The 12,435-nt window shown below is 57.4% G+C and carries 11 protein-coding genes and 2 pseudogenes; 6 read left to right on the top strand and 7 right to left on the bottom strand.

The features are described from left to right. Positions 1-6: 6 nt before the first annotated feature. The 5 genes from PGP17_RS13455 to PGP17_RS13435 form a co-directional block, all read right to left on the bottom strand. Positions 7-1,206: an efflux RND transporter periplasmic adaptor subunit gene (locus PGP17_RS13455; protein ID WP_270375859.1), complete on the bottom strand. Its 1,200-nt coding sequence runs from the start codon at positions 1,204-1,206 to the stop codon at positions 7-9. Further along, positions 1,203-2,489, bottom strand: a complete 1,287-nt coding sequence (locus PGP17_RS13450; protein ID WP_270375858.1) for a TolC family protein — start codon at positions 2,487-2,489, stop codon at positions 1,203-1,205. Before PGP17_RS13450 ends, PGP17_RS13455 begins: the two co-directional genes overlap by 4 nt. Before the next feature lie 765 nt (positions 2,490-3,254). Further along, the gene (locus tag PGP17_RS13445) at positions 3,255-3,932 is read right to left on the bottom strand and encodes a class I SAM-dependent methyltransferase (RefSeq protein WP_270375857.1); all 678 of its coding nucleotides are present in this window, start codon (positions 3,930-3,932) and stop codon (positions 3,255-3,257) included. Between the two features lie 49 nt (positions 3,933-3,981). Beyond that, positions 3,982-4,578, bottom strand: a complete 597-nt coding sequence (locus tag PGP17_RS13440; RefSeq protein WP_270375856.1) for a PEMT/PEM2 family methyltransferase — start codon at positions 4,576-4,578, stop codon at positions 3,982-3,984. Then, the gene (locus tag PGP17_RS13435; RefSeq protein WP_107713818.1) at positions 4,578-5,213 is read right to left on the bottom strand and encodes a cation transporter; all 636 of its coding nucleotides are present in this window, start codon (positions 5,211-5,213) and stop codon (positions 4,578-4,580) included. Before PGP17_RS13435 ends, PGP17_RS13440 begins: the two co-directional genes overlap by 1 nt. A 64-nt stretch (positions 5,214-5,277) precedes the next feature. Between PGP17_RS13435 and PGP17_RS13430 the strand changes: the two genes are divergently transcribed. Continuing rightward, complete coding sequence (locus tag PGP17_RS13430; protein ID WP_107713817.1) at positions 5,278-5,724, top strand: MerR family transcriptional regulator; 447 nt, start codon at positions 5,278-5,280, stop codon at positions 5,722-5,724. Between the two features lie 4 nt (positions 5,725-5,728). On the opposite strand, the gene lspA is transcribed toward PGP17_RS13430, so the two are convergent. Both lspA and PGP17_RS13420 read right to left on the bottom strand, forming a co-directional pair. Next, a complete protein-coding gene (gene lspA / locus PGP17_RS13425; RefSeq protein WP_107713816.1) occupies positions 5,729-6,319 on the bottom strand; it encodes a signal peptidase II in 591 nt (196 codons plus the stop codon). A gap of 57 nt (positions 6,320-6,376) precedes the next feature. Beyond that, complete coding sequence (locus PGP17_RS13420) at positions 6,377-6,763, bottom strand: DUF302 domain-containing protein (protein WP_107713815.1); 387 nt, start codon at positions 6,761-6,763, stop codon at positions 6,377-6,379. Between the two features lie 308 nt (positions 6,764-7,071). On the opposite strand from PGP17_RS13420, the pseudogene PGP17_RS13415 reads away from it, so the two are divergent. From PGP17_RS13415 to PGP17_RS13395, 5 genes and pseudogenes are all read left to right on the top strand, one after another. After that, positions 7,072-7,766 (top strand): annotated as a pseudogene (locus PGP17_RS13415) (IS6 family transposase). Between the two features lie 367 nt (positions 7,767-8,133). Further along, a pseudogene (locus PGP17_RS13410) lies at positions 8,134-8,675 on the top strand (hypothetical protein); the annotation flags it as partial. Next, positions 8,676-9,581 (top strand): hypothetical protein, encoded by a 906-nt coding sequence (locus PGP17_RS13405; RefSeq protein WP_270375853.1) that lies wholly within the window; start codon positions 8,676-8,678, stop codon positions 9,579-9,581. Between the two features lie 8 nt (positions 9,582-9,589). Further along, positions 9,590-10,954 carry a hypothetical protein gene (locus tag PGP17_RS13400; RefSeq protein ID WP_270375852.1) on the top strand — a complete coding sequence of 455 codons (1,365 nt, stop codon included), beginning with the start codon at positions 9,590-9,592 and terminating at the stop codon, positions 10,952-10,954. A 40-nt stretch (positions 10,955-10,994) separates the two neighbouring features. After that, positions 10,995-12,014: a restriction endonuclease gene (locus tag PGP17_RS13395; RefSeq protein WP_270375851.1), complete on the top strand. Its 1,020-nt coding sequence runs from the start codon at positions 10,995-10,997 to the stop codon at positions 12,012-12,014. The last annotated feature ends 421 nt before the right edge of the window (positions 12,015-12,435 follow it).

Below are 12,435 nucleotides of genomic sequence, written 5' to 3'. Positions count from 1 at the left end.
AACTTCCTAGTCGTCATCATCACCGAAGGAGTCTCTTTCGAGATGTGCTTTGAGCGTGAATGCACCCTCTGACACGTAGAACTCTCCTTCATCGAGGCCAGACAGGATCACGGTCTGGTTGCCGGATTCAGTTCCCGGCTCCACGGTCCGCGGCGCAAATCCGTCATCAGTTGGAACGAACAGGCTCGTTCGACCCGCAACTTCAACGATGGCCGCCGATGGCACTTGGAGGCGGCTCTCGTGGGCCCCGGTTGCAATCTCAGCCGTTGCGAACTGACCGGGGCGCATCCGCCGGTCAGAATTGTCCACAATCATGCGGGCTGTCGCCATGCGCGAGGTTTCGTCTATCGTCGGCAAAACGGTCGAAATCACACCTTCTGCTAACTGAGCCCCCGTTTCAGACCGAAGGACGACGGCCATGCCGGCTCCAACGATTGCTGCGTCCTGCGTGTAGACCGCTATGTCAGCCCATAGGACGCTGTCATCAACAATGGTGAAGAGAGCTGGGGCGCTAGCGTCTTCTGCCGATACTGCTGCGCCAAGGATTGCTGTTCGGCGCGCAACCACACCGCCGATTGGAGCCCGAAGGCGGGCCTGGGCGAGCGTTAGGTCGGGCGCGTCGCCGAGAGATGCGAGCTCACTGCGAGGAACGCTCACAGCAATGAGCTTGTTCTCAACGCCTTCGCGTGCGGCGCTGGCCGCGATGAGCGCAGCGCGGGCAGCCTGCAGGTCGGCCTCGGGTGTAATTCGCTCTGCAAAAAGCGTTTCCTCACGTGCCAGGGCTTGCTGGGCAAGATTTTCGGAAGTGGCGGCTGTCAGAAACTCAGCCTTCAGGTCGGCGAGTTCACGGCTGGAGAGGATTGCCAGCGTTTCATTGGGAGAGACGAGATCGCCTTCGGTTGCTGTGATTTGGATGATCCGCCCGCTCACTTGCGGTGAGACGGCGGCAACGCGATCTGCATCAAACCTCAACTCGGCCGGGAGCGAGAGAAACTGTCTCAGGGGAGTACGTGTCGCGCGCGCGGTCACAATGCCAGCCTCTGACGCCACCTCCCGGCTTAGCTCAACTTGGGCAGATTGTTCGCCATCATCGTGATCCACTTCCGTTGCGGAGGAACGATCCGAGTCTCGGTCCCCACCATTGCCACAAGCGGTAATGGCCAAAGTAGCGGCGATGACCGCGAATAGATGCGGTTTACCAATCATCGGATATCTCCATCAAAGGGGGCTGCCCCAATCAGAGCTCGCAGACGCAGCTCTTCGCTCTGCAAGGCAAACTCTGCATCAATCACAGCGAGTTGGGCGCTCAACAAGGCCGCGCGGGCATTTAGGGTGGCGGTGAGATCGAAACGACCAATCTGATAGCCACGCGAGGCCGCCTCGTAGGCCTCCGTCGCCGCGGGCAGCGTATCGTGTTTTAGGATTTGCAATCGGCTTTGTGCCGTGCGTTGAGCCGCAGCTGCAGCCCGTTGCTGGGCTAACAAACGTTGTTCGGCAACTGCTCGATTGAGTGTGGCGGCATCGCTCCGGATCGCCGACGCTCGCGCAGCATCCCGCCCGCGATCGAAGATTGGGAGCGGGAGGCTAACACCCGCGACGAAAGCCTCATCGCCGGTCTCTTCAAACCGCCGGATTCCTGCCGATACGCTTATGTCTGGGATGATGGCGCTTCGGGCAAAGCTGGTTTCGGCCTGTCGGACACGAACGGCTGCATCTGCTGCATTTAGCGCAGGGTGTGTCACGTCTGCTTCGACTTCCGCGATGGTGGAATTAAAGCTCACTCCCATCGGTGCTGAGAATGTGGGCTCGGCACTGCCCCACAAGAGAGCAAGCGCGTATCTGCGGCGATCAATACCTGCCTGCGCCGTTTCGACAGACGCGCGCAAAGCGGTCGCGTCCGCCCGCGCCCGCGAGAGCTCCGGTGGTGCCGCAGCGCCCGCATCAACTCGGCGCGCAACAATGCTCACCAGTTCATCCGCGAGATCCGCACTTTCTTCTGCAAGGTTTCGTAATTGGACGGCTGCCACCAACTCAGCAAAGACGATCGCGGCCTCTAGTTCAGTCTCCCTCAGGATAACCGCGCATTCCGCGCTGGCGAGCGCCTGGCGAGCCCGCGCAGCTCGTTCCTCGAGCGCTCGCTTCCCTCCAAGACGAAGCGTTTGTTCTAATGCGAATGTTGATTCGGTTTGATCAAAACCCGACAACGCGTTGCTGCCCGCAAAATTCTCCAGTTCGAGCGATAGGGTCGGGTTGAGCCGCCGCCCAGCTTGGTCCGCCTCTGCACCAAGGGCGCGGGCCTCCAATCCAGCCGCGCGAACAGCAGGCGAGGCATGGCGAACTTCTGAAAGTACGGTGGAAAGTGTTAGGGGCCTTCCCGACGAAATTTGTGGCGAACCGCCAATCCGTCCATCGCAAGGTGAGGCCAGCGCGCCTTCGGTCAATGCGGCGAGCGCCAGGGCTGCGGTAGCGCCCTTTAGAAAAAATGACATGTTGTATGTTCCTCAAGCGGATACAGCTAAAGCGTGCCCGCAAGTGCGGACCGATGTTCTGCTAAGGATCAGGCTCGAGGGGGACGATAGAGACTGCCGATCGGTCGAGATCGCAAATTGTCGACTGGCTGCGGTCTAACTGAGGGCGCGCCACTCGGTGCCAAACCTGCCTCGTATGATACTTGTCGCGTTTTGAACGCGTGACAGGGACCGCAATTTTTCGCACGGTCTTCGTGTTCTCCCCGACCTTCGTCCTGCTGCTCGGCGCTGTTCGGCTCTTGGCCAATTACGCAAGCGATAGCGAACTTGTCGTCACATAACTGCGCATCGGCTATGGGCGCTATCAGAAACGCGCAGGCCAACAGAAAGGAGGCTGCGAGTTTTAGCGCTAGGCCGATAGGCAGGAGTATTTTGGTCAATGCCGCTATGATTTTGCCTCTACTCAGTTATCCAACGCCCAATTGGGTGCGCGAGAATGGGCTCGTCCAGAGTGAACTACGGTAGATTTATTTCCTATAGCGGCTGTAGAAGCAAGCTGTTTCTGAGAACTATGACATTGATCCGATCGGGTATGTGTCACACACACGCCGCCGCTCCCTCACCATCGCTCGCCACTAACGGTTTATCGGTGCGGAGTTGAGTGATCGAGCGAAAGGACTTGCCCATAGAGACCGACTGAAAGGTGATGATTTTTCTAGAGGCCTGAACGACCGCGATCCTTCTGCAAGCGATGATGGCTCAGTGCTACCCAAGAGAGAACATTGGTTAGATTTTGGAGGCAACGATAACAGAAATGGAACCGGTCAATGTGGGCAGAACAAACAATGGATACTGTATCAAGAAGCCCGCCTCCTCGATGAGTTCCGGCAGTATCCCATCCGCGTTCGGCTGGGTGTCGATAACACCATCGATCCGCTGGACAGTCTGACGGAAGAGGAAGCGCATTGTGGCGGTCTCCTGCAAGCCGTAGTCCGCTACAACCAAGCGTCCACGTTCCACCAATGCTTCGTTGGCGAGACATAGAATTCGCCGCTTCTCTGAAAGGGGTGTTTGGTGCAAAACGAGGGATGAAAGGACTGTATTGAACGGCGCCTGCGTGCCCAAAAATTCCCGATCCAAGAAGCCCTCATGCCACTGAACTCGCACTCCGCTCGCAAGCGATTTTCCTTCCGCCCGCATGAGTACATTCGGGTCTGGGTCCAAGCCATGAATCGATACGGAGCGGTCCGCTGCAAGGGCGAGATTGATCGCGAGCGTACCGGTCCCGCATCCGACATCGAGTATTCTGTCGTTAGAGGTGGGGGCTACGGCAGATACGACCCGCGACCGCCACACCTGCTCACGCGTCAACAAAGAAATCGCACAATCGTATAGCGGCGTAAGGATGGTATTGCCGAGAGCCGGAGTGTAATCCTTATCGCTTGTTTTGTCTGATTTGGTCACGTCGATCCGATCTTGGTGAGTTGAAGGTGTGACGAGGTGTTAAGCGCTTCTAGCCTCGCGATTTTGCTCTCTTCGTGTTTCTTTGAAATAGGTTGACGTATCTCCCAACTTGCGACGAATACTGATCAAACGCATCACCGAAGGTCCGACGCATGTGCGGTTCTTCGACCCAGGTGATGAACACGTGGATGATCGCCACGAAGGCCAGTGCGGATAGCATAGCGAGACCGGATCCGGCCGCGATCGCAGCACCGAGAAACATGCCGCTGTAGCCGACATATTGTGGATTGCGTGTACGCTTATAGATGCCGTGTTGGATCAGCTCATCTTCGAGCAAGCCGTAAACACGCTGTTGCGATCCGTAGGCGTAGCGCCCAAGGAAAATGACGTAGGCGCCACCGAGGACGAGCCCTCCCCCTACCATTAACGAGATCAGGTTCGGCGCGAACAAACTGCCACGATCGAGCCACGCGAGAGCGATCGTGGCGAGGAAATGCCCGTGCATGATGAGCCCGGAAATGATCGCCGTCATCGGTGACCATTTGCCCTGCTGTCGAAACTCAAACCGCGCACGAAGCATGAACGGGATCGACAAGGCGGCCGTTAGGAGAATGTAAGCAACGACGCCAACGAGCAGGGGTGACATTACGCTTCTCCAGTGTTGGCGAGGGCTGTGTGGTCACGAAGCTCTGCGAGAGCTTGCGAGCAGATGGACCATGCCGAGCGGGTGAAAATGCCGGCGAGCACGAACGCGAGAATGAGGTCCGGCCAAGCCGACCCTGTCAGGGCGACGAGGCCACCGGCGATCATGACGCCGACATTGCCGATGGCGTCATTGCGCGAGCAAAGCCAGACCGAACGAACGTTTGCGTCACCGTCTCTCCATTTGAGAAGGATCAGCACGCTGATAGCGTTGGCGAGTAGTGCCGCGAACCCGACAATGCCCATGGTCTCTGCGACTGGCGGCTCGCCAGAGAATGCGCGGAGCAGTGTCATGCTCAGCACGGCAATCGCGATCGCGAACAAAAGGCCACCTTTGAAGAGAGCGGCTTTGGCTCGAACCGCAAGGGCGGAGCCAATGACCAGAAGACTGATTGTGTAGGTCATCGTATCCCCGGCGAAGTCCAAGGCATCGGCTTTGAGCGATTGCGAACCTGAAGCGAAGCCTGCCGAGATTTCGACGACGAACATCAAAAGATTGATAAAAATGACGGCCCACAGGGCGCGTCTGTACGCGACCGATGATCCATCGAATTTTTGGTCGCTTGGGCAACAACTCATTTTCTTGACTCCTACGTTTAAGATGGAGTCTAATTTCTACAGCGACTATAGAAGCAAGAGAAAAATGCAAAAAGAATTCACTATCGGCCAAGCGGCAGAAACGTCAGGCGTCAAAGTGACGACGATCCGGTATTACGAGAGCGTCGGCCTAATGCCAGAACCGAGGCGGGTTGAAAGCGGACGGCGCGTCTACGGGCAAGCCTCGGTGGACCTGCTCGGCTTTATCCGACATGCGCGTGATCTGGGTTTTACCGTCGAAGCCATTCGAGATCTGATCGATCTTCAGGAAAACCCTGGCACAGATTGTACCAAGGCGGACGAACTTGCGCGGCATCACCTAATTGAAACGCAAAAACGCATCGAACAGCTTCGTGTGCTCGAAGGTGAACTTATGCGCATGATCGACGGCTGCGCAGGTGGCAAGGTCGGCTCTTGTGAAATCGTCACAAGCCTCTTCGACCATTCAAAATGTTCATTTGAACACAAACCCAAGGCGCCAAACGGGCAATAGTCGACTATTGCGGGTGGCCGTCCAAATCTTGAACGCCCTTTCTCCAGCCGACGAGTAACAGTGCGACGGCAATGAAAATGAAAACGTCCGCCAAGTTGAATGTGGGCCAACGAATCGCCTGCCACCCAATTTCCAAATAGTCCGTCACGGCGCCGTCTCCGAGCCTATCGATCGCATTGGCCAATCCGCCCACCGCAAGCAGAGTACCGGCGAGATTAACGAGTTTCGATTTTTGCCGTGCGGTCCAAACCACGGCGGCTACAACCAGAACTAATGCTATGCCGGCAAGGCCGTAGGGCATCAGCCAATGATCGCTTTCGAACAATCCGAAGCTCACTCCTCGATTGTGACTCAAAGAAAGCTGAACACCTGGGAAAACCGAGGCCGCACCGCCCCAAGTAATTAGCCTGCTTTCAAGCACCTGTTTTATGATTAATTCAAATCCGACGAGGGTCGATATCACGCTTATTTTGGCTATGCCCACTTCTCGCAACCTCGCGAGAATTTTTCGGAACAGTGGAGACCGCGCTGCCCAGTGCCGTTTAATGCGCACTAGAAAGTAGGTCTTAAATTTCACATAAAACAGATCAGACAAACGCGGACCTCGACCTTCTAAATTGCCTCAGCAGACAGGCAAATGGCACTCAGTTAATCACAGTTTATCAATTGCTCGAACCAGCAAATCACGAACTTCAGCGGCCAAACGCGTGAGGTCGTCATTCTCAATCGCGAGCATCGACGCTACAGGGTCGATAGCGCTTACCTCGATGCCGTTTTCCACCTCCCGCAGGATTACGTTGCATGGCAGCATCGCTCCAATCCGAGGTTCAAGCTCTATGGCTCTATGCGCCATTGTGGGGTTGCACGCTCCGAGGATGCGATACGCTTGAAGATCAACATCGATTTTCGCCTTCATCGTGGCTTTCACGTCAATTTCCGTAAGGACACCAAAACCGGCCTCAGCTAGTGAACGTCGCGTGCGCTCCTCAATCTCAGCCATATTAGCGTTTTCGAATACGCGATTGTGAGTGTAGGGCATAGTTTCCTCGTGCGCTTGTGGCCACTACCCGAGCCTCAAAATTTCGGTTCGGGCGTTTTCTCCATTGGACTGGATCTCAACGGTAGTGTCTCTAGTGGCTGTAGGATCAAGGTCTGTTTCAGCGTCTCCCGAATTTCGTCAGTGATCCTGTAGTTATCGAGTGAATTCTGGCAATTTTGAACACGCGAACCGGATAGACATGGGCCAGTTGCTAGTCGCGCGCATCCGCCAGAGTAGGGGGTGTTTGGCGGGCAGTGTCAGAGGAACTCAGCCTTGAGGCTGGACCAGCGGCTTCATAGCTTCAGAGCATGCGTAACCCATTCAATTATTTCAAGACTTCGCTTGAGATCATTCGCTTCGCGGTGATGATGCATATGCGCTTTCCGCTGTCCTTGCGGAATGTGGAGGATCTGCTGCACGAGCGCGGCATCGACATCACCCATGAGACAGTGCGGTTTTGGTGGAACCGGTTTGGGCCGTTATTCGCCAAATCGATCAGAAAACGTCGTGTGTCGAACGGAAGTTATTCGAACTGGACTTGGCATCTCGACGAGGTTTTCGTGAAGATCACGGTGAGACGCACTATCTATGGCGCGCCGTCGATCACGAAGGTGAAGTGCTGGAGGCGTATGTCACGAAGACGCGAAATCGCAAGGCAGCGTTGAACTTTCTGCGCAAGGCGATGAAGCGTTATGGCGGTCCCGAAGCGATCGTCACCGACAAGTTGCCATCGTACAAAGCGGCGTTGCGTGGACTGGGAATTGTTCGTCGACAAGAAACCGGGAGGTGGCTCAACAATCGGGTCGAAAACTCGCATCAGCCGCTGCGACGACGAGAGAAAGTGATGAACCGGTTCAGGTCGGCCCGCAGTCTCCAAAAGTTTGCCGCCATCCAGTCTTCAGTCCACAATCACTTCAATCTTGAACGCCAAGTCTATCGTCGATCCGACTTCAAGGAAAACCGTGCCCATGCCCTGGCCGAATGGCGCCAACTCGTGGCTTGAGTTGCGGGCAAACCCGGTCCTTCGAGACCACTCCGTATTTGTCTGGCAGCACCCTGTACCGGCTCTTGCTCGGTCAAGACCGCCGCGGGTCAAAAATTTACTGCAGATTGCGAGTCATGGCCTGAGCGGTTCCGAACTTATGGCGAGATAATAAATCGCAAATGTTTCCGCCTGCTGCTCGTCAGAGGAGGGAAAGACATGCGGCAATTCGTGTAATACGGCAGGCCGACCTATCGTCCCGCTCCGCCAATTTCCGCACCTGAGTTGCTGGCCTGAGATCGATTTGGTCCCGCAATTGAAATGGGAGTTCGTGTTGCGACGGGATCAATCGCCGAGGTCCGCTTTCGGGATTGAAGAGACCATCCACCGGGCTGTGGTCTTGATCGGCCCGGAATACGGCAACATGGCGCGCGCCGACCTGATGGCGGCCGTGCACGAGGCGCTTGAAGGCGGTTTCGATATCCCAATCACCTGCGCCTTCAATTTCGACGCCCACGTCGGCGAGGTGGAAAAGCTCGGCCGCCTGACGATCCTGAAAGCGCACATGAACCCCGACCTGCGCATGGCCGGCGCGCTGAATACCACCGGCTCAGGCAATCTCTTCGTGGTGTTCGGCGAACCCGATATCGAACTTTCCGAAGTGAACGGCGATCAGCTCCAGATCACCATTCACGGCGTCGACGTTTCCTATGGCGAGGAAAGCTTCAGCGAGCACCGCGCCTATTTCCTTGGTGCCGGCGCCCCTACAAATCCCTGAAAACCACCCTGCGCGCCGAAATCGACGAAGCCGCCCGGGAAACGCTATATTCAACGACCTCGCGCCCCTTCCCGCGCCCGAAGTCAGGCCGCATCGCGGTGAAGGTGATCAATCATCTGGGCGACGAGGTTATGAATGTGTTTGAGGTTTAGATGTTTAATTTGTTTGTCGCATACGATCCTAAAGCATGGAATGGTGAGCCTTGGATCGTTGGGCAGGAGCGAGTACTTACCTCCACATCCGATCGACTGCGAGAACGCCTTCTGCCGTTAGGAGATGAGGCGATTGAGGAGCTTACTCAGTATCCTGCCCTGTTTGCTCACGAGAAAGCCTCAAGCACTCCTGCCAAAATCGGTAGAATTGAGCGCATTCGAGTGCGCCCAGACAGCGTTCAGATCAAATACGAGTTGCTTGACCTGCCTAAGGTTTCCCCTGAGCAGATCGAAGCCTTGGCTTGGGATCTGGACATTGGTGCGTGGGAGATGAACCGCACCCATTGGGCACTGAAAGATGTCGACCTCGGCGAAGCGCTTCAGGAAGCGGGGATCCTCGATCCGGGGCAATTGTCCGCGATAGACGGGACCCTGTTCCCGCAGGCGGCGCCCGAAGCGCCTTATGAAATCACCCCGAAGGTATTCCGGCTGACAGATCTGAGAAGGGACGCTTCGATCGTTGCTGTTATGATGCCGTTCTCGGCAGAATTCGAGCCGGTCTTCCAGGCGCTCCAGCAGGCGTGCGAAGAGATTGGCCTCCAATGCCTGAACGCCAATCAGGTTTGGGAGGAGAGCGAGATCATTCAGGATGTGTTCGGCCTGATCTATCGGTCCGCCGTGGTGATTTGCGATTTCACCAATCGCAATCCGAACGTCTTTTACGAGGCCGGAATCGCGCATACGCTGGGGCGTCCTGTCATCCCAATCACCCAGAACAAAGACCACGTCCCGTTCGATGTCGGAGCGCACCGATACGCTCATTACCTCCCAAACGCGGAAGGCCTCGCTGAGCTTCAGAAGACAGTCCAGAATCGATTAGCTACGCTGACCCGGCGCGGACGTTAGGAGCGCAGATGGCCAGCACATTCACAGCACTAGAACTGCCAAGCGGCGAAGCGTTTCTGCTTCAGACGGAAACGAATCGGCGCCCCTTCACCGTGCTCGTGGATTCCGGACACAAGAAAGGGTCCGGACGCGCCCATCCTCTCTCGGACGCGATTGCGCGAACCACCAACGGCTTCGGGCGCATCGATGTGGCGATCTGTACTCACTGCGATGCCGATCACGCCAACGGCTATCGCGATTTCGCCGATTACTGGACGCAGGCCGGTGGGACTATCGGCGAATTCTGGCTGCCCGGCCGATGGGCTGAGCACATGCCTGACCTGCTGTTCAACCCGGCGCGGCACTTCGAACGGACTATCGTAGGGGCCGAAAAGCTTTCTGTGCTTTTAGAGGAAATCGATCCCGAGCTCAGCGAAGCGGATGCTGTTCGAGTGGTGTTTCGAGAATTCACGCGTGATTCCGATGACCTTCCAGAATTTGAGCGGGAAGCGCTGGAGGAGGTGCTTGCGGATCGACCAGAGAGTATTCAACGCGAGGCCCCCTCGCCGGAGGATCGTCTGGGTGAAGCGCTTGGGGTTGACCGCGAGAGCATCGACTCGTTCGAGCCTGAACCTTACCCGTCCCGCGATGCAATCCCGCCTTATCTGCCGTGGATGCGCCGCCCCTGGCTCAGTGACCGGGCAAGAGGCAGAGCCTACCGCCTTGCGCTGGAAGCGATCGAGACAGCCAAGATTATTAAGGAAATCGCCGAATGTGCGGTCCGGAACCGCATCCCGATCCGCTGGTTCGATTTCAATCAGTGGGTCGAACGCGGCGAGTGTGCGACCGGAGGGTTGCCCGACATCATCGTGCCCTTGAACGCCTGTGAGCTGAAACGGCCTCCACGCCCGGAGCCGTTTCAGAGTTTCGCAATGTTCACGACCATCAGTCTGAAGCTCACGCCGCAAAATGTGGAGTCGTTGGTGTTCTGGCGGCCTGAAAGCCTGAGCGAACCTGGCGTGTTATTCACCGGCGACTCTAGGCTGGCGCATGGCGAGACGCGTCCGACTGTGGACTTCAGTACACCTGCCAACTTCAATCCAGCCCGACCGATCCTCGTGAGCGCGCCGCACCACGGCTCGCAAAAGAACGATCATGCCTATTCCGTGCTGGAGAAATGGCTGGGAGGCGCTCACCTTATCGGCCCAGTTATCAAAAACGGCGGTCAATATAATCAGCGCGTCCGGCGGTTTGCGCAATTCGAGAACCGAGCCTGCGCAACTTGCAAGGTCTGCAAATCCCGGTCGGGGCTGCCGTACCAGGTGGCGGTCCAATCCTGCGGGGCGGACTGGCCGCTACTCCCTGGAGCGGCCCTGTGCGCCGCTCGCCTATAGCGCAAAGGGATCACAATATAAAAGGGCGAGTTTGTACGCCATGAACGAACCTATCGCCTTCTACTGCCGCGCCAAGCCGCAACAGGCTGACGCCTGGCCGATTTTTCGCGATCAACAGCGGGTCTTCATCGGGTATCCGATGGTGCGTCACGGCGCCCATTACGATGCGGACAATCTGGCGCAATGCCTGGTCAGCCCTGCGTGCGGTGACGAGGAATGGGCTGAGCAGATTTCAGGCCGCGCCCACATCCGCCAGTTCAGCGGCAATCGCAATCTGGTCGCCGAGGTGACGCCCGGATCAATCGTGGTGGTTCCGCGCCCGGAGTCCGGTCTCGCGCATTTGGCCCGGATCGCGGGCCCGTTTAAGATCGAGAACGATCCACCATGGCTAAAAACTTACATGGCTCTCCGCGAGGCGCAGGGGGCCTATCTCGACGAGCCAGGCAATCAACACGCCGCCGATGTCGCGCAAGGCTGGCCCGTGGAAACCTGGATCAGCGTCCCGCTCGCGGCGCTCCCGGGCTGGATCCGCCGCTCCCTCTTCGGCCGCTCGACCTATGGCCGGCTCCATCACCACCCGTTCGATGAAACGGAAACGGCCCACGACGCGCTCAACCGTCTGCTGGCAGCGCCTGGTCGAGCGGTCATGCGCTCGCCGACCGCGGACCTTGGCGAGATAAAGAAGCGCATTGCCGATACGCTTACAGCGAGCGCCTTCGAACATCTGATGGTCAATCTGATGCAGCTCGAAAATCCCGAGGAGGTCTGGATGCACACAGGCGGCCCCGGCGACGGAGGCGTGGACGGGATGGCAGTGGGCGCCGACGGACGAACGGCGGCGATCATCCAGTGTAAACTCTACGGCTCGCAGGAGGCCTGGCCAAAGCCTGAAGACGCCGCCAGGGGCATGAGGCGTGTTTTCGCCGTTCTGTGCGATTGGGGCGGCGAGCCTCCGGACGACGGGGTCGACCGTCTGGGTGCAGATCGTATCGCCCAGCTGGTACTGAAGCACGCGGCGGCGCTGCCGGAAGCGCGGTCGATGAAGATCGTGGCCCCATGATCTTCCGCACGGCCAACCCCTTTTACAAGGGGCTCTCCAGGCTCGCCAGCTGGAGCCAGAACCTTCATGATCAAAGCTGAGACCAAGCACAAGAGCCTTAAAAAGGTCGAGCGCCACACTGAAGAGGTCAACCAAATCACCCTCGGACTCTCGCTTCCGCTGGATAAAAGATGGGGGACATGTCAGTCGCGAAATGACCGCAATCGGGACTTTGCCGGACCCCAAAGATTTTTACTGAACCGTTTTCCGCCTACGGCGGTTGCGCTCATCCACGCCGCGAAGCGCTAGCGCTTCACAGCGCGGCCGAGCACTCTGAAAAACAAGAACCAAGAGTCAGATCACAGATATTTTGCAGTCCGGACGGGACGCACCATTTTTGATGAAATGACCGCGCACCAGTGATCTAGCTAGGTGCTCGCGG

This window comes from Marinicauda sp. Alg238-R41 (assembly GCF_947331485.1).
GTDB classification, from domain to species: Bacteria; Pseudomonadota; Alphaproteobacteria; order Caulobacterales; family Maricaulaceae; genus Marinicauda; species Marinicauda pacifica.
The sequence above is the reverse complement of the archived record's forward strand: the minus strand, read 5'-3'. Positions and strand labels throughout refer to the sequence as shown.

What these genes read in the sequence shown, in the direction of transcription:
- PGP17_RS13455 (WP_270375859.1), bottom strand. Translation starts at nt 1,206, where the DNA reads ATGATTGGTAAACCGCATCTATTCGCGGTCATCGCCGCTACTTTGGCC.
- PGP17_RS13450 (WP_270375858.1), bottom strand. Translation starts at nt 2,489, where the DNA reads ATGTCATTTTTTCTAAAGGGCGCTACCGCAGCCCTGGCGCTCGCCGCA.
- PGP17_RS13440 (WP_270375856.1), bottom strand. Translation starts at nt 4,578, where the DNA reads ATGTCACCCCTGCTCGTTGGCGTCGTTGCTTACATTCTCCTAACGGCC.
- PGP17_RS13435 (WP_107713818.1), bottom strand. Translation starts at nt 5,213, where the DNA reads ATGAGTTGTTGCCCAAGCGACCAAAAATTCGATGGATCATCGGTCGCG.
- PGP17_RS13430 (WP_107713817.1), top strand. Translation starts at nt 5,278, where the DNA reads ATGCAAAAAGAATTCACTATCGGCCAAGCGGCAGAAACGTCAGGCGTC.
- PGP17_RS13420 (WP_107713815.1), bottom strand. Translation starts at nt 6,763, where the DNA reads ATGCCCTACACTCACAATCGCGTATTCGAAAACGCTAATATGGCTGAG.
- PGP17_RS13405 (WP_270375853.1), top strand. Translation starts at nt 8,676, where the DNA reads ATGTTTAATTTGTTTGTCGCATACGATCCTAAAGCATGGAATGGTGAG.
- PGP17_RS13400 (WP_270375852.1), top strand. Translation starts at nt 9,590, where the DNA reads ATGGCCAGCACATTCACAGCACTAGAACTGCCAAGCGGCGAAGCGTTT.
- PGP17_RS13395 (WP_270375851.1), top strand. Translation starts at nt 10,995, where the DNA reads ATGAACGAACCTATCGCCTTCTACTGCCGCGCCAAGCCGCAACAGGCT.